Origin of the sequence: Demequina activiva (assembly GCF_016862815.1) — a bacterium.
Classification (GTDB): domain Bacteria; phylum Actinomycetota; class Actinomycetes; order Actinomycetales; family Demequinaceae; genus Demequina; species Demequina activiva.
Genome location: NZ_BONR01000002.1, coordinates 81,380 through 101,408, shown reverse-complemented (window position 1 = coordinate 101,408; position 20,029 = coordinate 81,380). Strand labels below are relative to the sequence as shown.

The 20,029-nt window shown below is 71.6% G+C and carries 19 protein-coding genes; 3 read left to right on the top strand and 16 right to left on the bottom strand.

What is annotated here, in order from left to right:
- Positions 1-82: 82 nt before the first annotated feature.
- From Dac01nite_RS05215 to Dac01nite_RS05195, 5 genes are all read right to left on the bottom strand, one after another.
- Positions 83-379 (bottom strand): YggT family protein, encoded by a 297-nt coding sequence (locus Dac01nite_RS05215; protein WP_203653904.1) that lies wholly within the window; start codon positions 377-379, stop codon positions 83-85.
- A 19-nt stretch (positions 380-398) separates the two neighbouring features.
- Positions 399-881: a cell division protein SepF gene (locus Dac01nite_RS05210; protein ID WP_239066530.1), complete on the bottom strand. Its 483-nt coding sequence runs from the start codon at positions 879-881 to the stop codon at positions 399-401.
- Between the two features lie 102 nt (positions 882-983).
- The gene (pgeF, locus tag Dac01nite_RS05205) at positions 984-1,703 is read right to left on the bottom strand and encodes a peptidoglycan editing factor PgeF (protein WP_203653902.1); all 720 of its coding nucleotides are present in this window, start codon (positions 1,701-1,703) and stop codon (positions 984-986) included.
- Between the two features lie 7 nt (positions 1,704-1,710).
- The gene (gene ftsZ / locus Dac01nite_RS05200; protein ID WP_203653894.1) at positions 1,711-2,883 is read right to left on the bottom strand and encodes a cell division protein FtsZ; all 1,173 of its coding nucleotides are present in this window, start codon (positions 2,881-2,883) and stop codon (positions 1,711-1,713) included.
- Between the two features lie 274 nt (positions 2,884-3,157).
- Positions 3,158-3,889 (bottom strand): cell division protein FtsQ/DivIB, encoded by a 732-nt coding sequence (locus tag Dac01nite_RS05195; protein ID WP_203653892.1) that lies wholly within the window; start codon positions 3,887-3,889, stop codon positions 3,158-3,160.
- Between Dac01nite_RS05195 and Dac01nite_RS05190 the strand changes: the two genes are divergently transcribed.
- The gene (locus Dac01nite_RS05190; protein WP_203653883.1) at positions 3,876-4,289 is read left to right on the top strand and encodes a hypothetical protein; all 414 of its coding nucleotides are present in this window, start codon (positions 3,876-3,878) and stop codon (positions 4,287-4,289) included. The two genes, Dac01nite_RS05195 and Dac01nite_RS05190, sit on opposite strands and share 14 nt — an antisense overlap.
- 12 nt (positions 4,290-4,301) lie before the next feature.
- Here Dac01nite_RS05190 and murC read toward each other — a convergent pair whose 3' ends face one another.
- The 11 genes from murC to mraZ all read right to left on the bottom strand — a co-directional run bounded on the left by murC (position 4,302) and on the right by mraZ (position 17,419).
- Positions 4,302-5,726 (bottom strand): UDP-N-acetylmuramate--L-alanine ligase, encoded by a 1,425-nt coding sequence (gene murC, locus Dac01nite_RS05185; protein WP_239066529.1) that lies wholly within the window; start codon positions 5,724-5,726, stop codon positions 4,302-4,304.
- A complete protein-coding gene (murG, locus tag Dac01nite_RS05180) occupies positions 5,723-6,838 on the bottom strand; it encodes an undecaprenyldiphospho-muramoylpentapeptide beta-N-acetylglucosaminyltransferase (RefSeq protein ID WP_239066528.1) in 1,116 nt (371 codons plus the stop codon). The genes murC and murG overlap by 4 nt, the downstream gene beginning before the upstream one ends.
- The gene (locus tag Dac01nite_RS05175) at positions 6,831-8,048 is read right to left on the bottom strand and encodes an FtsW/RodA/SpoVE family cell cycle protein (protein WP_203653881.1); all 1,218 of its coding nucleotides are present in this window, start codon (positions 8,046-8,048) and stop codon (positions 6,831-6,833) included. Before Dac01nite_RS05175 ends, murG begins: the two co-directional genes overlap by 8 nt.
- A gap of 10 nt (positions 8,049-8,058) precedes the next feature.
- Positions 8,059-9,438, bottom strand: a complete 1,380-nt coding sequence (gene murD / locus Dac01nite_RS05170; RefSeq protein WP_203653873.1) for a UDP-N-acetylmuramoyl-L-alanine--D-glutamate ligase — start codon at positions 9,436-9,438, stop codon at positions 8,059-8,061.
- Entirely contained in the window at positions 9,435-10,532 is a 1,098-nt protein-coding gene (gene mraY / locus Dac01nite_RS05165) for a phospho-N-acetylmuramoyl-pentapeptide-transferase (RefSeq protein ID WP_203653865.1), read from the bottom strand. The genes murD and mraY overlap by 4 nt, the downstream gene beginning before the upstream one ends.
- On the bottom strand, positions 10,529-11,905 hold the full coding sequence (locus Dac01nite_RS05160; protein WP_203653863.1) for a UDP-N-acetylmuramoyl-tripeptide--D-alanyl-D-alanine ligase: 1,377 nt from the start codon (positions 11,903-11,905) through the stop codon (positions 10,529-10,531). Before Dac01nite_RS05160 ends, mraY begins: the two co-directional genes overlap by 4 nt.
- Positions 11,902-13,548 (bottom strand): UDP-N-acetylmuramoyl-L-alanyl-D-glutamate--2,6-diaminopimelate ligase, encoded by a 1,647-nt coding sequence (locus Dac01nite_RS05155; RefSeq protein ID WP_203653862.1) that lies wholly within the window; start codon positions 13,546-13,548, stop codon positions 11,902-11,904. The genes Dac01nite_RS05160 and Dac01nite_RS05155 overlap by 4 nt, the downstream gene beginning before the upstream one ends.
- A gap of 11 nt (positions 13,549-13,559) precedes the next feature.
- A complete protein-coding gene (locus tag Dac01nite_RS05150; RefSeq protein ID WP_239066527.1) occupies positions 13,560-15,353 on the bottom strand; it encodes a peptidoglycan D,D-transpeptidase FtsI family protein in 1,794 nt (597 codons plus the stop codon).
- 95 nt (positions 15,354-15,448) lie between these two features.
- Complete coding sequence (gene ftsL, locus Dac01nite_RS05145) at positions 15,449-15,865, bottom strand: cell division protein FtsL (protein WP_203653860.1); 417 nt, start codon at positions 15,863-15,865, stop codon at positions 15,449-15,451.
- A complete protein-coding gene (gene rsmH, locus Dac01nite_RS05140) occupies positions 15,862-16,845 on the bottom strand; it encodes a 16S rRNA (cytosine(1402)-N(4))-methyltransferase RsmH (protein ID WP_203653859.1) in 984 nt (327 codons plus the stop codon). The genes ftsL and rsmH overlap by 4 nt, the downstream gene beginning before the upstream one ends.
- Positions 16,846-16,951: 106 nt before the next feature.
- Positions 16,952-17,419 carry a division/cell wall cluster transcriptional repressor MraZ gene (gene mraZ, locus Dac01nite_RS05135; protein ID WP_239066526.1) on the bottom strand — a complete coding sequence of 156 codons (468 nt, stop codon included), beginning with the start codon at positions 17,417-17,419 and terminating at the stop codon, positions 16,952-16,954.
- Positions 17,420-17,655: 236 nt separating this feature from the next.
- Here mraZ and Dac01nite_RS05130 point away from each other — a divergent pair, with 236 nt between their 5' ends.
- Both Dac01nite_RS05130 and Dac01nite_RS05125 read left to right on the top strand, forming a co-directional pair.
- On the top strand, positions 17,656-18,672 hold the full coding sequence (locus tag Dac01nite_RS05130; RefSeq protein WP_203653847.1) for an AAA family ATPase: 1,017 nt from the start codon (positions 17,656-17,658) through the stop codon (positions 18,670-18,672).
- Positions 18,673-18,709: 37 nt separating this feature from the next.
- On the top strand, positions 18,710-20,029 hold the full coding sequence (locus tag Dac01nite_RS05125) for a DUF58 domain-containing protein (protein WP_203653845.1): 1,320 nt from the start codon (positions 18,710-18,712) through the stop codon (positions 20,027-20,029).

Below are 20,029 nucleotides of genomic sequence, written 5' to 3'. Positions count from 1 at the left end.
GGCCCGAGCGACAATAACGGTCACTCTACTCAAATTTGGTTATCGGCATCTCAGATGCCGCCCTCAAGCGATGTGGGAGCTCCTAGAGCTGGAGTCGGAGGACGCCCAGGAACGAGTACAGGAGCGAGCAGCCGAAGAACAGCACCAGGAAGGCGATGTCGAGGCGAATCTGGCCGAGCTGGAGCGGAGGGATCACCTTGCGCAGCGCCTTCAGGGGCGGGTCCGTGATCGAGAACACGGACTCCGTCACCACGAGCATCGCGCCGGCGGGGCGCCAGTCGCGCGCGAACGAGAGCACCAGTCCCAGGATCACGCGTGCGAAGAGCACGATCATGAACAGGAACAGCACGAAGCGCACTGCGTCGATGAGGAGTTCCACCCGATGAGCCTAACCGAGGCTAGCGCTCGTTGAAGAACTCGCTCTCCTGGACGGGGGGCTTCTCCGCGTCCATGCCGATCTCCACGTGCGCGGGCGACAGCAGGAACACCGAGGTCGTGACGCGCTCGATCGAGCCGTGCAGACCGAAGGACAGCCCGGCGGAGAAGTCGACCAGGCGCTTCGCGTCCGCGTCCGACATCTCGGTGAGGTTCATGATGACCGGAACGCCCTGGCGGAACGCCTCGCCGATCAGGCGGGCGTCGTTGTAGGTGCGCGGCTTGACGGTCTGGATGCGACGCAGGTCCGTCGCGGACATGTGGCTCGCGGGCGTGCGCTGACGCTCGGCGCGGGCAGCCTTGGAGGGCGCCTCGTGCTTCTCGCGCACCTCGGACATGTCGTGGATGTTCGTCACGGGCGCGAGCTCGTCATCCGCGTAGTCGTACTCCTCGTGCTGGCTCACGTCGAAGCCGAGGTACTGGATCGCTTTGCGCATCGCGCTCATCGGGGGCTCCTTCGAAGGTCTGCTCGCTGTTGGTACAACGGTAGGCAGAGTCAGCGCCCCCGCCCCGTACCGACACGCCGCGCTCTGGGGCGTCGGCGCCCGCTACTGTCCGTCGCACACGATGACGCCTGCGAAGCGCCCGGTCGCGCCGTCGCGCCGGTGCGAGAACAGGCGGTCGGACTCCGCGGTGCACTCGCGGATCCGCACGATCTGCTCGAGCCCGAGCTGCCCCAGCCGCGTCTCGACGGCTCGGGGCAGGTCCAGCGCGGGCGTCCCGCTGCGGGTGGTCGCGAACGCGGAAGGATGCCGGGCGCCCACACGCGCGCGCAGGTCCTCCGGCACCTCGTAGCACTGGCCGCAGATCGCGGGGCCGATGGACGCGCTCATCTCGCCGGGCACGCGCCACCCGCCGCGGATGTCGAGCAGCGCCGCGATCGTGGCGTCGATGACCCCGCCGAACAGGCCCTCGCGCCCAGCGTGGACTGCCGCCACCGCCCCGCTCGCCGCGTCATGGATCAGCACCGGCACGCAGTCGGCGGCGATGGCCGCGATGGCGACGCCGGGCACGTCGGTGACGAGCGCATCGGCCGTGGGAGGGTCCTCGCCGCGCTCGAGGATGCGCGCGACGCGGATGCCGTGGTCGGCCTTGAGGAACGTGACCGGGGTACCGGCCAGCTCCCCCACGATGGCGCGGTTGGTCGCCACGTCACGGGGCTCGTCGCCCACGTGCTGGGCGACGTTCAGACTCGAGTACGGGCGCGCGCTGACGCCGCCTTCACGGGTGGTGAAGAACGCGCGGACCTCGAGTCCGGCGTCGATCACCTCGCCGCTACCGGAGGAACTCGGGGACGTCGAGCGCCTCCGAGTCGGTGCGCACGGCCGTGACCTCGATCGCGTCCGTCTCCGGCGCTGGCTCGTCCGCGTCGATCGCCTGCGGCACGGGCGCGGAGGACTCCTCGACGGGAGCCTTGAGCGGCTCCTGCTCCTGTGCGGTCGGGGTGGCCTTGGCGCCGTCGATCTGTCCGAGCGCACCGGTGTGCTTGCGCACGGTGGGAGAGCCGCCGTCGAATCCGGCGGCGATCACGGTGATCCGCAGCTCGTCGCCCAGCGAGTCGTCGATCACGGTGCCGAAGATGATGTTCGCCTCGGCGTGCGCGGCCTCGCGCACCAGGCGGGCGGCCGTCTCGACCTCCTTGATGCCCAGGTTCGAGCCGCCGGCGATCGACAGCAGCACGCCGTGGGCGCCCTCGATCGAGGCCTCGAGCAGCGGCGAGGAGATCGCGCCCTCGGCGGCCTCGAGCGCGCGCGACTCGCCGCGCGACGAGCTGACGCCCATGAGCGCGGTGCCGGCACCCTGCATGACGGACTTCACGTCGTTGAAGTCGACGTTGATGAGGCCCGGCGTGGTGATGAGGTCGGTGATGCCCTGGACGCCGCCCTGGAGCACCTGGTCCGCCGCGGCGAAGGCTCCCAGCACGGACAGCTCCGCGTCCTGGATGTCGAGCAGACGGTCGTTCGGGATGACGATGAGGGTGTCGACCTCCTCGCGCAGCGTCTGGATACCGGCGTCGGCCTGGTCCGCACGGCGGCGGCCCTCGAAGCCGAACGGGCGGGTCACGACGCCCACGGTGAGTGCGCCCAGTCCGCGCGCGATGCGTGCCACGACGGGTGCGCCACCGGTGCCGGTGCCGCCGCCCTCGCCCGCGGTCACGAAGACCATGTCCGAGCCCTTGAGGGCCTCCGCGATCTCGTCCTCGTGGTCCTGCGCCGCCTGGCGCCCGACCTCGGGGTCGGCGCCGGCTCCCAGCCCGCGCGTGAGCTCGCGGCCGATGTCCAGCTTCACGTCCGCATCGGACATGAGCAGCGCCTGCGCGTCGGTGTTGATGGCGATGAACTCGGCGCCCTTGAGCCCCACGTCGATCATGCGGTTGACGGCGTTCACGCCGCCGCCGCCCACGCCGACGACCTTGATGGCGGTGATGTAGTTCTGCGGTGCGGCCATGGCCCTCTCCCAACCTTAACCTTCAAGTTGAAGGTTATAGTTATGTCAACTGCTTCCACTGAGAAGGTACGGCCGCCACGCGCATCGGCCGGTGAGGCGCGCGCGTGTCGCGGGATAATCGCGGCGCAGAAGCTCGGCAGCGCCGCGAGCCCGGCCTCTCACCACACAGGTGGGGCGCCTGGGACACGAGGCACCCGTGTGAATCCCCTGGCGCCACACGGGCACCACCCGTCACGCGCGTGTGGTGAGCGGTCGGTCCCGGCGCGCGATCCCGTCACACCACGGTGGGCAGCGTTGGCGCGGAGACGTCGATCAGCTCGGCGTCGCTGGCCTCCTGCAGCAGCACCGCGAGCACCTCGGCCTTGAGTGCGGACTCCTCCGCGCTCCCCCACTCCACCCGCGGGCCGTCGCGCAGCACGAAGTGGATCGAGTCCTCGGTGGTCGCCTCGACATCCTGCACGCGCTCGCGCAGCTCGACCGGCATCTGGTCGATGACCGCGATCACCCCGTCCAGGATGCGCGTGTTCTCCGCCTCCAGAGGCACGTTCACCACCGGCAGGTGAGCCGGCGCCTCGGCGGCCTCGTCCACCTGCACGCCGTCCTCGTCCAAGAGCACGAAGGTCTCTCCGTGCGGGATCGCAGCGACCGGCTCCGCGGAGGTCAGCGTGACCCTCAGCCCCGCCGGCCACACCCGCTCCACCACCGCGTCGCGCACTCCCACCAGCGCCTCGAGCTGATCCTCGATGTGGCCCGTGTTGACCAGCACCAGCGACGTGCCGTCCTGCTGCGCCACGATGCCGGCGACGGTCGCGGGATCGACCACGGTGCCGAAGCCGCTGGCCTCGACGTTGTCCTGCTCGAGCGCGAACACGGGCGACAGCAGGAGCAGCCAGACGCCCACCGCCCCCGCGCCGGCGATGAGCAGCCGCGTGACCCACCGGCCGGTGAGCAGGCGCCGGTGCGCGGAGCGGCGCTCGCGCAGCCGCTCCTCCATGCGCGTGGTCACGGTGGACGATGCGGCGCTCACCTTGGCCCACGGCGTCGCCAGGGTGCCGCTGCGCGGCGGCGCGACCGACGCCGGGGCGCGCTCCGATGCGCCGGCGATAGGCACGCTGCGCGTGACCTTCGCGATCACGCGGCCGAGCGGCCCGATCACCGGTGCGCTGGACGTGCGGGGCGCCGATGCGGCGGAGGGTGCCGTGCGGGTCGAGCGTGCGGAGGACGCGGGCGCGGCAGCCGATCGGCGAACGGTGCCGGAGCGGGGCCTGTCCGCGCGGGGGGCGCCGGCGCGTCCCGAGCCTGTGCGCACCGTGCCCGTGCGCGGCGCCGAGGCCGACCGCGCGGATGCCGGAGCATCCGCAGTGGGACGAGGCTTGCGCGGCGAGGCGGGCCGCACCGGGCTCTGAGGGCGGCGCGGCTCAGCCATCGCCGTCCCCCGTGCGCAGCGCGTCCAGGATCCAGTCCGCTGCGAGCGTCACGGTGCCGGAGCCCACGGTCATGACCTGGGCGCCCGGCCTCGCGAGCGACGCGGCCACGGCGGCGGCCTCCCGGAGGTCCTCCACCACCTGGGCGGAGGACCCGGCGGGCACGCTCATGCGCTCGAGGATGCTGTGGGAGGTGACGCCCTCGATGGGGTCCTCACGGTCACCGTGGACGGCGGCGATGACCACGTCCGCATCCGGCACGGACAGGGCGTCGGCGAAGTTCTGGGCATGCAGCTGGGTGCGGGTGAACAGGGCGGGCTGGAACAGCACCACCAGGCGCTCGACCCCCGCGCTCCTCGCGGCTGCCAGGACCGCGGCAACCTCCGTGGGGTGGTGGGCGTAGTCGTCCACCACCCGCACGCCGGCGACCTCCCCACGCAGCTGATACCGCCGTCCCGTGCCGGCGAAGCCGGAGAAGGACGCGGCCGCGGCCCGCGCATCGGCGCCCATCGCGACCGCTGCCGCCCACGCGGCCGCGGCGTTGAGGCGCTGGTGCTCGCCGGGGACGGGGACCTCGAGCGGCAGCTCCTGGCCCTCCAGCTCCGTGAATTTGGCACCATTTTCATCGTGTAGCCGCCTAGACGATGAAAATGGTGCCAAATTCTGGAGGGAGAGGTGGGTGGGGGTCACCACGACGTCCGCCTCCGCCCGGCCATAGGTGACCACCCGCACGCCCGCGCGCCGCGCCTGCTGTGCGATGCGGGACACCGTCGCGTCCTCCGCGCACGCCACCAGCACCTGACAGGACAGCGCGAACTCCAGGAACGCCTCCTCGAGCCGCGCCTCGGTGCCGTAGTGGTCGAGGTGATCGGGCTCGATGTTCAGCAGCACCCCCACCTCGGGGTGGTAGCGCAGGAACGAGCCGTCGGATTCGTCCGCCTCGACCACCCCGATGCCGGCCGTGCCCGCGTAGCCGCCGGCGACGGCGCCGTCGACTCCGAACACGCGCGCTCCTACCGCGAAGGACGCATCGACGCCGGCGGCGTGCAGCGCGTGCGCGACCATCGCGGAGGTGGTGGTCTTGCCATGCGAGCCCGCCACGGCGACCAGACGGTCCTCCTCGAGGGCGTACACGAGCGCCTCGGAGCGATGCATCACCGGGATGCCCAGCTCACGAGCGCGGGCGAGCTCGGGATTGGTCTCGCGCACCGCAGTGGAGATCACCACCGCGTCGACGCCATCCACGTTCGCGGCGTCGTGGCCGATGCTGACGTCCATCCCGGCCTCGCGCAGCGCCAGGAAGTACGCCGACTCGCGCTGGTCGCTGCCCGTGACCGTGATGCCGCGCGCCGCCACGAGCCGTGCGACCGCGGACATGCCTGATCCGCCCACGCCGATGAAGTGCATCCGACCGCTCACAGCGCCCCCTCGATCATGTCCGCCAGGCGCGCGGCGCCGTCGCGAATCGCGATCCGGTCCGCCGCCGTGCGCATCGCGGTGACGGCCTTGGGATCCAGCAGCATGCGCTCGACGCTCTGCTCGATCGCCGCCGCGGTGAGGTCCGCGTCCTCGACCATGGTCGCGGCGCCAGCGGCCACCGCGGGCCGGGCGTTGTCCGCCTGCTCCCCGTTGCCGTGAGGCAGCGGCACGTACATCGCGGGCACGCCCAGCGCGGTGACCTCGCACACCGTGGCCGCACCAGCACGGCACACGACGGCACCCGCGGCCGCGAGCGCGGTGGCCATGTCGTGGCTGTACTCCTCGACCCGGTACAGCGGCCGGTGCGCGGCGGACAGATCGCCGAACACGCGACGCGCCTCCTCGCTCTTGCCCTGCCCTGTCAGGTGCCACACATGGACGCCGTGCGCGACCAGGCGCGGCGCGGCCTCGACCATCGCCGCGTTGAGGCTCGCCGCGCCCAGCGAGCCTCCTGTCACCAGCAGCACCGGCGCATCGGCCTCCCAGCCTGCGACCGCACGCGCCGCGGCGCGGGCCTCGGAGCCTGCCGAGGGATCCGCGAGCACCTGCGCGAGATCGCCGATCTCGGGACGCAGCGGCAGCCCGGTGACGACGCCGCCGCGCAAGGGCGTGCCCTCGAAGGTGATGGCGACATGCTCGGTGAAGCGCGCACCGAGCCTGTTCGCCACGCCGGGCCTGGCGTTCGCCTCGTGGACGATGATGGGCAGCTTGCGACGCCGCGCCGCGAGATACGCGGGCGTCGACACGTACCCGCCGAACCCGACCACGGCCTGGGCGTTCGATGCGTCGATCGCGTCCTCCGCGGCGCGGATGGCTGCGCTGAGCCGCCCCGGCAGCCGCAGCAGATCCCCCGACGGGCGACGGGGCATGGGCACCTTGGGGACGGTGTGCAGCGTCAGGCCGGCGCGAGGCACCAGGTCCCGCTCGAGTCCCTCGTCGGTGCCGAGCGCGGCGACGTCGTGGCCGCGCAAGGACAGCTCCGATGCCGTCGCCAGGAGCGGGTTGACGTGGCCGGCAGTGCCGCCGCCGGCGAGCAGGAAGGAGCTAGCCACGCCGTCCCCGCGCGATCACGGCGAACGAGCGCTTGATGACGGACGGGCGTGCCGAGAGCGCCTCGTGCGCCCCTGGCTCACGTCGCGCGAAGGCCATGAGCACGCCGATGGCAGCCAGAGACACGATCAAGGACGAGCCTCCTGAGGAGACGAGGGGCAGCGGCACGCCGGTGACGGGCGCGAGCCCCACGACGACTGCGATGTTGATGCAGGCCTGGCCGACGATCCACGCGCCGATCGCCGCGGCGGCGATCTGCACGAACGGGTCGGAGTGGCGGGTGACCAGGCGGTTCACGGCCACGATGATCATGCCGAACGCGATCAGCATCAGCAGCGTGCCGACGAGCCCGTACTCCTCCCCGATGATCGAGAAGATGAAGTCCGAGTCCGCGACCGGCAGGTATCCCCACTTCTCGCGGCTCATGCCAGGACCGAGCCCCCACAGTCCGCCGGAGGCCAGCGCCCACGTGCCGTGAAGGGTCTGCATGCACGCGCCCTGCGCGTCGCAGGACTCGGGGTTGAGCCACGCGTCGATGCGGGAGTTGCGCGACGTGCCGTCGTTCAGCAGCACCAGGATTCCCACCACGCCGGCGGCACCCGCGACGGCGAAGTAGCGCAGCGGAGCGCCGGCCACCCAATAGGCTGCGGCGGCCATGAGGGCGATCACCAGGGCGGTGCCCATGTCGCGCCCCACGAGCACCAGGCCCAGCACGGCAGCGACGGCGACGCCGCCGGGAACGAGGAGGCCCTTGAGCGTGCCGAGCTGGCGCCGGCCCACGGACAGCGCGACGCCCAGGAACAGGGCGAGACCCAGCTTCGCGACCTCGGAGGGCTGGAACGTCACCCGGCCCACGGGGAGCCAGTTCTTGTTGCCGCCGGAGGCCACTCCCGCGAACACCACGACCACCAGCAGCACCAGCGAGCCGAGGAGGATGGGCGCGGCCACGCGCTTCCAGAAGGCGACCGGCATGCGCGAGCCGAACACCAGCGCCGCCAGGCCGATGCCCAGCGCCGCCGCCTGGATCAGGAACAGCGAGTAGGGGTTGCCGCCGTCGCGGTTGAGCGCGTCGGAGGACGTGCTGGACAGGACCACCGCGAGCCCGACCACGACCAGCAGTGCGGTGGCCGCGGCGAGCAGGTAGTAGGTCAGGACCGGCGAGCCGGACGGTGCCGAGGGATTCTGGGTGCGCCGCGGGGCCGTGGCCGTCATGACGCCTCCCTTACTGCTCCAGCGCCCCCACCGCTGCCGCGAAGGCGTCCCCTCGATCCGCGTAGCTGCGGAACTGATCGAACGAAGCGCAGGCGGGTGACAGGAGGACCGTGTCGCCTGGCATGGCCAGGTCACGAGCCGCTCGCACCGCCTGCTCCATCACAGTGTCGCCCGGTTCGATGCGGGTCACGGGGATATCGGCCGCGTGTCCCGCGAGCGACCCGGCGAGCGGCTCAGGATCGGCCCCGATGAGCACCACCGCGCGCACGCGGTCGCGCACGGCGCGCACCAGCTCGTCGAACTCCTGGCCCTTGGCCTGGCCGCCGGCGATCCACACCACGGAGGAGGGGGCGCGCCCCCCGAACGCGGCGATCGCGGCATGCGCGTTGGTCGCCTTGGAGTCGTCGACGAAGGAGACGCCGCCCAGGTCGCGCACGTGCGCGGTCCGGTGCGCGTCCAGCGAGAAGGAGGCGAGTCCACGAGCGACCGCCGCCGGCTCGACGCCCACCGCCCGGCACAGTGCGGCCGCGGCGAGCGCGTTGAACAGCAGGTACGGCGGCACGTCTCCCGCGACCAGGTGAGACAGGTCGCTGACGTGGCCCAGCTCGAGCGCCTCGGTGCGGCGCGACTCGTGGAACGCGCGATCCGCGAGCAGGGACTCGACGATGCCCAGCTGGGAGACGGCCGGAGCGCCCAACGTGACGCCGACGGCTCGCGCGCCCTCGACCACGTCCGCGTCCTCGACCATCGCCTCCACCACGGAGTCGTGAGCGCCGTACACGCAGGCGACCTGGACGTGGCGGTAGACCCGCGCCTTGTCCGCGCGGTAGGCCTCGACCGAGCCGTGCCAGTCCAGGTGATCCTCGTCAGCGTTGAGGCACACGGCCGCGTGCGGCGACAGCGTCGACGTGTAGTGCAGCTGCAGGCTCGCGATCTCGACGGCGACCAGGTCGTGCTGCTCTCGCGCCGCCGCGATGACGGGGATGCCCATGTTGCCGCACGTCGCGACGTCGAGACCGCCGGCGGCGGCGATGGCGCCCACCATCTGCGTGGTGGTGGTCTTGCCGTTGGTGCCCGTCACGAGCACCCACGGGATCCCGTGGCGGCGCACGCGCCAGGCGAACTCCATCTCGGACCACACCTCGAGGCCGGCCGCCTCGATCGCGCGCAGCTCGGGCGACAGCGGCGAGAAGCCGGGAGAGGCCATGCACAGGTCGAAGCTCGCCAGGTCGAGGCCGTCGAGCGAGGCGGCGTCCGCGTCGGCCTGTCCGGGGTCGACGACGACGGCCTCGGCTCCCAGCTCGCGGCAGGCCTCGAGCGCCGAGCGCCCAGCGACGCCCAGGCCGAGGATGAGGACGCGCAGCCCGTCGATCGGACTCGGCGCGGTCATTCGCCTGCGGGCAGCGTGGCCACCCATTCGGTGTAGAACAGCCCCACGCCGGCAGCGGCGGCGAGGCCGGCGATGATCCAGAAGCGGATCACGATCGTGACCTCTCCCCAGCCCAGCAGCTCGAAGTGGTGATGCAGCGGGGCCATCTTGAACACGCGTTTGCCGCCGGAGATCTTGAACCAGCCGATCTGGATCACCGAGCTCGCGACGATCACCACGAACAGGCCGCCGATGATGACGCCCAGCAGCTCGGTGCGCGACATGATGGTCACGCCGGCGATCGCGCCACCCAGCGCGAGCGAGCCGGTGTCGCCCATGAAGATCTTCGCTGGGCTCGCGTTCCACCACAGGAAGCCGAAGCATGCGCCGGCGATGGCTGCGCACAGGATCGCCAGGTCGCGTGGGTCGCGCACCTCGTAGCACTGGCTGTTCGAGCCGTCGAGGCTGCACCACTGGTTGTACTGCCAGATCGCGATGATCGTGTACGCGCCAAAGAAGATCAGCGATGCGCCGGTGGCGAGGCCGTCGAGGCCGTCTGTGAGGTTGACGGCGTTGGACCAGGCCGTGATGAGGAAGTTGGCCCAGATCACGAACAGGATGATCCCGATCGCCGGTCCCCAGTACGCGAGGTCCAGCGCGGTGTCGCGCAGGAACGAGATCGCGGTCGATCCGGGCGTGTCGCCGTGCTGGTTGGGGAACTGCAGCGCGAGCGCCGCGAAGGCGATTCCCACGACGGCCTGACCCAGGATCTTGTAGCGGGCCCGCAGTCCCAGCGACCGTTCCTGGCGGATCTTGATGTAGTCGTCGAGGAAGCCGACGAAGCCGAGCCCCACGATGAGGAACACCACGAGCATCGAGGAGGCGTACGGGGTGCGGCCGGTCAGCAGGTTCGCGAGCAGCCAGCCCAGCACGGTGGCTCCGATGATCACCACGCCGCCCATGGTGGGCGTGCCGCGCTTGACCAGGTGGGTCGCGGGTCCGTCGTGGCGGATGAACTGCCCGTACTGATGGCGTGTGAGGAAGCGGATGAACAGCGGGGTGCCCAACAGCGCGATGAAGAGCGAGACTCCTCCCGCAAGGACCACCGCTCTCATGCATTCACTCCCAGAAGGTCGTCGGCCAGCTTCCACAGCCCGGAGCCGTGGGACGCCTTGATGAGCACGGTGTCGCCGGCGCTCAGACGCCCATCGAGGAACGCGCGGGCCTCGTCAATGGTAGCGACGTACGCGGCCTCGTCGCCCCACGAGCCCTCGCGGACGGCCGATGCGTAGGCCGGCTTGGCACCCTCGCCCACCACGAGCAGGTGGTCGATGCGCAGCCGCACGGCGTCCAGCCCCACCTCCTCGTGGCCGGCGCGCGAGGCGTCGCCCATCTCGCGCATCTCCCCCACCACCGCGAAGGACCGTCCGGTGGTGGCGACCTCCTTGAGCGCTCGCAGCGCGGCCCGCATGGACTCCGGCGACGCGTTGTAGCTGTCGTCGAGGATCCATACGCCGTCCGCGCGCTCGGTCAGCGCCATGCGATGGGCGCTCAGTGCCGTCGCGTGGCTCACGAGCGCCGTGACGTCGCCGATGGGCAGCCCGCAGGCGAGACCCACGGAGATCGCTGCCATGGCGTTGGTGACGTGGTGCTCGCCCACCAGTCGCAGCGCCACCGCGTGTTCGTCCACCTCGAACGCCGCGCGACCGCGGTCGAGCCGCACGCGCTCGGCGAGCACGTCGGCACCAGCCGTGGTTCCGAACGTGCGCGCCTGACGCCCGTCATGCGTGAGCACCGCACGCTCGCGCATGGCCACCACGCGGGCGTCGTCCGCGTTCAGCAACGCCACCCCGCCGGGGACGAGGCCATCCAGCAGCGTCGCCTTCTCCTCGGCCAGAGCCTCGGGCGAGCCGTAGCCGCCCAGGTGGGCGCTGCCCACCGTGAGGACCACGGCGATGTCCAGCGGTGCGATGTCCGTGAGGTACGCGAGGTCGCCGGGCGCGGAGGCGCCCATCTCCAGGACGAGGTGCCGCGTGTCCGGATCCGCTCGCAGCACCGTGAGTGGCAGTCCGATCTCGTTGTTGAAGCTGCCGACGGGCGCGACCACGGCGGGCAGGATCTGCGCCAGCAGGTCTTTCGTGCTCGTCTTGCCGTTGGAGCCGGTGATGCCCACGACGGTCAGATCGCCCTCGGTGCGCAGCAGCGCGAGGTACGCCCTCGCCAGGCGTCCCAGGGCCGCGGCGACGTCCTCGACCAGCACGTGGGGCCCGGCGACCGGCTGCGAGACCAGGGCCAGGCTCGCGCCCGATGCGAAGGCCTGAGGCGCGTAGTCGTGACCGTCCACGCGCTCCCCGACGAACGCGACGTAGAGGGCACCGGGCAGCACCTCGCGCGAGTCCTTCTCGACGGAGGTGATGAGCGCATCGACCTCGGCCGCGAGCTCGCCGGAGACGGCGTTGGCGATCCACTGCGCGGTGACGGGCCTCATGCGCGGTCCTCCCTGCCTGATGTCGGTGTTGTCACGGGACCGTGGACCGTCACGGTCGCGGCGACGCCTGGGTCGACGGCGCGACCCTCGCGCTCGGCGACGATGCGCGCCTGAGCCTGAAGGTACGCATCGCGGTCGTTGTAGCGATGGAACACCCCCGCGATCTCCTGCGTGGGCTCGTGACCCTTGCCAGTCACGATGACCGTGTCACCGGGGCGGCCCAAGCGCAGTCCGTACTCCACTGCCGCGACGCGAGGCTCGACCTCGTGCACGTCGTGGAGGTCCGGACGGGCCTGCTCGATGCCTGCTCGGATCGCCGTCCGGATCGCGGCGGGCTCCTCCGAGCGCGGGTTCTCGTCGGTGAGCACGATCACGTCGGCGAGATCGGCTGCGATGCCCCCCATGACCGGGCGCTTGCCCTGATCGCGGTCCCCGTCGGAGCCGAAGATCAGGATCAGCCTCCCGGGCGTGATGGGCCGCACCCCCTGGAGGGCCAGCGTGAGCGCGTCCGGGGTGTGGGCGTAGTCGACGATCGCGAGCGGATCCCTGTCGCTGCGCTCGACCACCCGCTCCATGCGGCCGGGGACGCCGTGGGCCGTCGCGACGCCCTCGATGGCATGCGGGAGCGGCACTCCGGCGGCGTGCGCCGCGGCGATCGCGACCATCGCGTTCGACACGTTCACCAGTCCCGGCAGCGGCGAGAAGGCGCGGTGCACGGAGCCATCGGGGGCCGTGAAGGAGAACCGCGATCCCACGCCGTCGAGGCCGATGTCCGCCTCGGTGACCACCCAGTCCGCGTCCTGAGGATCGTCGACGTGCGTGGACACGGTCTCGATGGGGATCTGCACGGTCTCCACGAGGCGCCGCCCCCACTGGTCGTCGACGTTGACGATGCCACGGCGCGCGCGACCCGGGGCGAAGAGCTTGGCCTTGGCGGCCAGGTACTCCTCCATGGTGCCGTGGAAGTCCAGGTGGTCCCACTGCAGGTTGGTGAACACCGCGACGGAGAAGTCCACGCCGGCGATGCGCTCGAGCGCGGCGGCGTGCGAGCTCACCTCGGTGACGGCCGCGGTGACGCCCTCCTCGCGCATGCGTGCGAGCAGCCCGTGCAGCACGGGCGCCTCCACGGTGGTCCGCGGCGACTCGATGGTCTCCTCGCCTATCCTCAGCTCGACGGTGCCCATGATCCCGCGGCGCTCGTGCACCTGGGCCAGCGCGTTGTCGATGAAGTACGCCGTGGTGGTCTTGCCGTTCGTGCCGGTCACCCCCACGAACGCGAGCTCGCGCGAGGGGTCTCCGTAGACCAGCGCGGCCGCCTCTCCCATCGCGACCCGCGCATCGGCCGCCAGCAGCACCGGCAACGACACCCCCAGCTCGGCGAGGACCTCGGCGCCGGCGGCGTCGGTGAGGACGGCGACGGCGCCCGCGTCTGCCGCAGCGGCGGCGAAGGTCGCTCCGTGCACCTTCAGCCCGGTGAACGCTCCGAACAGATCTCCCGGACGCACGTCGCGGGAGTCGACCGTCGCGCCGGTGACCGCGATCTGCGCCGCGGCCACCGCATCGGCCGCGCGGAGGCTCGCGCCCGCGCGCGACGCCACCTCGGCGAGCGTGCGCGGCACTGCTCGCGAGGGGCGCAGTGCCATGTCCTGCACGTTCACTCCCAGGTGGTCGGGTACAGCTCCTCGGCCGGGCCCGACGGCGGAACGCGCAGGGCCTGCAGTGCAAAGGTTGTCACGTCGGAGAACACCGGTGCGGCAACCTCGCCGCCCCAGATCGAGGACTTCGGATCGAAGAGCGTCACCGACACGACGATACGCGGGTCGTCCGCCGGGGCGATGCCCACGAAGGAGGCGACGATCGAGTCGAGCTTGCCGCTGGGGCCCACCGCCTGCGCGGTGCCCGTCTTGCCAGCGACGCGGTATCCATCGATCTGCGCCAGCGAGCCGGTGCCCTCCTCGGTGACGTCCTCGAGCATGAGCATCAGCTGGTCAGCCGTCTCCTCGGAGATCACGCGGGTGGGCTCGGACCTCTCTCGCTCCACGAAGGTCCCGTCCGCGTCGCGCAGGCCCTTGACCACCGACGGCTGGACGCGCACCCCGCCGTTGGCGACCGTCTGGAACACCTGCGAGGTCTGCAGCGCGGTCACGGACACGCCCTGGCCGTACAGCACCGCCCACTCCGTGCGGCCGTCCCAGTTCTCCCACGGGTGCAGGATGCCGCCCGACTCGGACGGCAGGCCCACCCCGGTGGGCGTGCCGAAGCCGAACTTCGACAGGTACTCGTATCGCTGGGCCTCGGTGAGGCGCTCGCCAGCCTGGATGGTGCCGGTGTTGGAGGAGTTCACGAGGATGCCGGCGAGCGTGAGCTTCTGGTCGCCGTAGTCGTGGGAGTCCTTGAAGGTCTGGTTGTTGTCCGTCGTGTACTGGTACGGCGCGACGTAGCGGCTGGTAGGCGTGGCGAGGCCCTCCTCGAGGGCCGCGGCCACCGTGATGACCTTGGCGGTCGAGCCCGGCTCGAACACGTCCTCCACCGCGCGCGAGCCGCGGCTCGACGCATCCGTCGCGCCCGGGTCGTTGGGGTCCACGGTGCCGGAGTCCGCGAGCGCGAGCATCTCGCCCGTCTCGACCTCCTGGACGGTGACGATTCCGCGGGGAGCGCCCGTGACGCGCAGGGCCTCCGCCAGGCGCTCCTGCGCGTAGTACTGGATGTCGCGATCGATCGTCAGCTCGACGGTCGATCCGGGCACCGCGGGCTCCTCCTCGAGCACGCCCGTGGGGATGACGGTGCCGCCCACGCCGCGCTCGTAGGTGAGCGAGCCTGGCTCTCCCAGGAGCTCGTCCTCGAAGCTGGCCTCGATGCCGGCCAGTCCCCAGTTCACACCCTGGTGGTCCTCCTTGCCGCCCACGAAGCCCACGATGTTGCCCGCGATCGAGCCGTTGGGGTAGATGCGCTCGGAGACGGGCTCGCGATCGATGCCGTAGATGCCCTCGTCCGCGATGAGATCCCAGGTCTCCGGCGTCACGTACTTGGCCAGGTACTGGAAGGGCTGGTCGCCCACGAGGTCAGCCGACAGCTCTGCCTCGCTGGTGCCCAGGATGGGCGCGAGGATGCGTGCCGCGTCGAGCGGGCCCTCCGCCACCACCGCCTGACCGTCGACGCGCTTCCACTCCTGCAGCTTCTGCTGGTTGACGAACACGTGGTAGCGCTCGGCGCTGGTCGCGAGCACCACGCCGTTGCGATCGGTGATGTCCGCGCGCAGCGGCTCCGTGGTGGTGGTCGCGAGGCGGTTCTCGAGCGCGGCGGCGGCCATCGCGGAGGATTCCACGCCCTGGATGGTCACCAGACGCACGGCGAACACCGCGAGCAGCGCGAGCGACAGCAGCGTGACGAGACGCTGGCGGGTGCGCGGGTCGCCCACCCGCGGCAGGCGCGCGCCGGTGGCGGTCACCGGCACCGTGCGAGGACGCCCCGCGGTGCGCGGCGTTCCGGGCCGCTGGGCACCCTGCCCGCGCTGGCCAGTCCTCGGTCGCTGGTCCGCCATCCCTACTCCCCCTGCTTCAGCACTGCTTGATCCGTGAGCGACACGAAGCCCAACGTCGTGTGGGGCTCCATGCCCAGGCCGCGCGCCGCCTCCGCCAGGTACGTGGGCGACGAGTTCGCCTCGAGCTCGCTCACCAGCGCGGCGCGCTGCTGGTGGAGCTGGGCGATCTCGATCTTGAGGTCGCGGCGCTCGTACGCGCCCTCCGACATCGCGGTGGTGATCGCGAGCACGGACGCGAGCGCGGCCATGATGATCAGCACGCAGGTCCAGGCGAACGGCGCCAGCGAGCGCGCCTGCTCGGGCGCGGACACAGCACGCAGGTGGCGACGGTCCTGGGAGGTACCGCGCTCGCGCGGCTGCGTGGCTCGGGTGGGGACGGCAGTTGAGGTGCGGGGCCTCCGCAGGGGCGCGGCGCTCACGCGGCCCTCCTGAGGCGCGCAGGTGGCGTGGGGCGCGTGCGCTCGGCGGCGCGCAGGCGGACCGGCTTCGAGCGCGGGTTCGCCTCCGCCTCGTCCGCGCCCGCCTTCTCCGCGCCGCGGGTGATGAGGCGCAGGTACGGCTGGTCCTCGTCCGGGATCACAGGCATGCCTGGAGGAGCGGATGACGTCGCGCCGGCCGCGAACGCGTTCTTGACGATGCGGTCCTCGAGCGACTGGTAGGACATGACGACGATGCGCCCACCAACCCGGGTGCCCTCGATCGCCGCCGGGATGGCGCGCTCGAGCACCTCGAGCTCGCGGTTCACCGCGATCCGCAGAGCCTGGAAGGTGCGCTTGGCGGGATTGGAGCCGGGCTGGCGCGAGGCTGCCGGGATGCAGGCGCGCACCACGTCGGCGAGCTCGTCGCTGCGGGTCAGAGGCGCCTGCGCGCGCCGGGCCACGATCGACTCCGCGATGCGCGCCGCGAAGCGCTCCTCGCCGTACTCGCGCAAGATACGCGTGAGCTCGCGCTGGTCCGCGTCGCGCAGGATGTCTGCGGCCGTGATGGGGTCCTCGCGATTCATGCGCATGTCCAGCGGAGCGTCCTGCGCGTAGGAGAAGCCGCGCTCGGCCTCGTCGATCTGGAGCGAGCTGACGCCCAGATCGAGCAGGATGCCGTCGCACGCCTGCGCTCCTGCGCGCCCGAGCGCGCCATCGATGTCGTCGTACTCCGCGTGGTGGGCGACGAACCGCTCGCCAAAGCGCGAGAGGCGCTCGGAGGCGAGAGCGATCGCGTCGAGGTCGCGGTCGATGCCCACGACCGTGACGCCGGGGTGCTGGTCCAGGATCGCCTCGGTGTGGCCGCCCATGCCGAGCGTGCCGTCGATCACGACGGCGCCCGGACGCTCGAGCGCGGGGGCGAGCAGGTCGACGCAACGCTGAAGCATCACCGGCTGGTGACGCGATGCCGCATCGGCCATTCCCTCTCCCCTCCTGTGCCGCCGTGACCCGTGGTCTCCCTCCGGCTCTCTGACGGGGGGAAGTCCGTCAGAGCGGCGCGGGAGGAGGCCGCAGGCCACGGTGGTGTCACATCTCGTCGAATACCTCTGCGGCGGTTGCCGCGTAGTCCTCTTCGCCGTCCTCCAGGTACTGCTCCCAGGTGGCGGCGTCCCAGATCTCCACGCGCGACCCCATGCCCACGACCGCGACCTCGCGGTCGAGCCCGGCATAGCGGCGCAGCGGCGGAGCCAGCAGGATCCGTCCCTGCTTGTCCGGGATGTCGTCCTGGGCGTGGCCCAGGAAGTTGCGCAGGTAGTCGCGCGCCTTCTTGTTCTCCAGCGGAGCGCGTCGCAACCGGTCGTGGATGGTCGCGAACTCGTCCAAGGGGAACAGGAAGACGCACCGGTCGAGCCCACGCGTGGCCACGAGTCCCGAGGCCAGGCGGCCGCGGAACTTGGCCGGCAGGATCAGCCGTCCCTTGTCGTCCAGACGAGGCGTGAACGTGCCGAGGAAGACCCCTGTGGGTCCCGGGCCGTGCACCACTGCATCGGACACGACGGCCTCACCTCCCAACGCCACGACTCGCCAGTGCGCTCCACATTACTCCACTTCTCTCCACCTTGGGGGATTCCTGCGCACAATTCTTCGCCATGTCGGTGATAGACCCAGGTAGATCGGTGTGGAGAGAGGTGGAGGGGTTTTCCACGCCCACGCGTGTGGACCCCATCACGGCGCGTCCCGTTCTCGCACGGAATCGCCTAGGCTCGTCAGGAGACTGCGAAGGAGCATTCATGACCCCACCCCTGCCCACCGACGCCGAGCTGAGCGACGTCGCGGAGGTCACGTCACGGATCCGTGCGTCCATCTCCACGGTGCTGTCCGGGCTCGATCAGGCGATCTCCGCCACCCTCGCGACCGCCCTCGCGCAGGGCCACCTGCTCATGGAGGACGTGCCCGGCGTGGGGAAGACCACGCTCGCCCGCGCCTTCGCGGCCAGCGTCGACTGCACCGTGGGCCGCATCCAGTTCACTCCTGACCTCCTGCCCTCCGACGTCACGGGCGTGAGCATCTACCGCTCCGACGAGCACCGCTTCGAGTTCCGGCCGGGGCCGATCTTCGCCAACGTCGTGATCGCCGACGAGATCAACAGGGCGTCGCCTAAGACGCAGTCGGCGCTGCTGGAGTCCATGCAGGAAGGCTCCGTCACGGTCGACGGTGCGACGCGTCAGCTGCCCGCGCCGTTCCTGGTGGTGGCCACGCAGAACCCCGTGGAGATGGAGGGCACCTACCCCCTGCCCGAGGCTCAGCGCGACCGCTTCATGGCTCAGGTCTCCGTGGGCTACCCCGAGGCTCGTGCCGAGATGGCGATGCTCGACTCCCACGACGGTCACGACCCGCTCAAGGATGTGCGCCCCGTCGCCGATGCCGAGACCCTGCTGGCCGCGATCAACGTCGCCCGGCGCATCTACGCAGCACCCGCCATCAAGCAGTACATCGTGGACCTGGTGTCAGCGACGCGAGACGAGTCGGGCCTGCGCCTGGGCGCGTCGCCACGCGCATCGCTCCAGCTGCTCGCAGCGGCCAAGGCGCGAGCCGCGATGGCCGCGCGCAACCATGTGCTCCCTGACGACGTGAAGGCGCTCGCGGTGCCCGTTCTGGCGCATCGGCTCATCGTGTCGACCGAGGCGCGGCTGGCGGGGCGCACCGCGCAGCAGATCACGCGCGAGATCGTCTCCGCCACTGCGGTGCCCAGCGCTGCTCGCGACGCCGCCGCGCCGCGCGAGGCAGCCGTGGTGCGTGCACCGTGAGCACGCGCACGGACACGACGGAGGCGCTCACGCTTCGATGACCGCCGCTGCCACCCGTTCCCCCGCTGCCGCCGGCGCGCGGTCGCGACTGCGCCCGGACACCCGCATGACCAGCCGCGGCGTCGGGATGCTGTCGTGCGGCGTGGTGATCGCGGTGCTGGGAGTGGGGCTGTCGACGCCCATCCTCGTCTACATCGGCGTCGCGATGGTCTGCGCCGTGGCAGTCGCGTACGTGTGGGTGCTGCTCGCGGTCGACTCCTTCCTGCGAGTCTTCCCTCGGGCCCGGCGCGACGTCACTCCTCATCCGCTGACCGCCGGCCGCCCTGGGACCGTGACGGTCGCGATCGAGGCAGGGCGGTCGTCGCGGCCCGGTCGCGGACGCGTGGGCCGCGCCCTCGCCGATCATCTCGACATCCGCGAGCAGGCTGCGGCCGAGCTCACCGGCGGCATGGGCACCAAGGCCACGGTCACGCGCGAGCCCGGTCGCCTCGAGCTCACCTACTCTCTGCACCCGTCACGCCGCGGCCGCTGGCCGCTGGGCCCCTCCCTGATCCACTCGTCCGACCCGTTCGCGATGTTCCTCGCGGACACCCCGGTGGGCGAGGCGCAGCACGTGCCGGTGTGGCCAGCCGTCGTGGACCTGTCCGCCACGGCGGGCGCGCTCATGGGCCACGCCGACCGCATCGTCCTGGGCGCGCGGACACCGTCGCCGGACGACTCGTCGCTGCGCGACTACCGCGAGGGGGACGACCTCCGCCGTGTCCATTGGCCCAGCTCCGCTCGGCGCGGCACCATGCTGGTGCGCTCCGACGAGCGTGCCGGCCGCCGTCCCGCAAGCGTGATCCTCGACGCGCCGCGCGAGCCCGTCGCCCTCGAGTGGGCGATCTCCGCTGCGGCGTCCATCGCCGTCTCCGTCCTCGAATCCGGACATCCGGTGCGCCTCATCGGCGGAGGCATCGATCCGGGTTCGGTGCGCCACCTGGGTGATCGCGGATCCGCCGCAGCCCGCATCGAGCTCCTCGATCAGACAGTGGACCTCGCATCGCCGGTGTCCCGGGCCGCGGCCACCGCTGACGTGGTGCGCTCCGCCTCGCTCGCCGCCACGGACGCGATCCACGGCGAGGTGACGGTCGCTGTCGTCAACCCCCTCGAGAAGGCTGCGATCGACGCCCTCGTTCCCATCGGCGACTCCGGTCGCGCCTGGGCGATCGTGCGCGCCGACGCCCCTCTCGAGCAGGATGCGCGCGACACGGTCCGCGCGTTGAGGCGCGCCGGGTGGCGCGCGGCCACCGCCACGTCCGGCGACGACCTCGAGGCGCTGTGGAGCCGGATGCTCACCGCCGGGGAGATGGAGTGA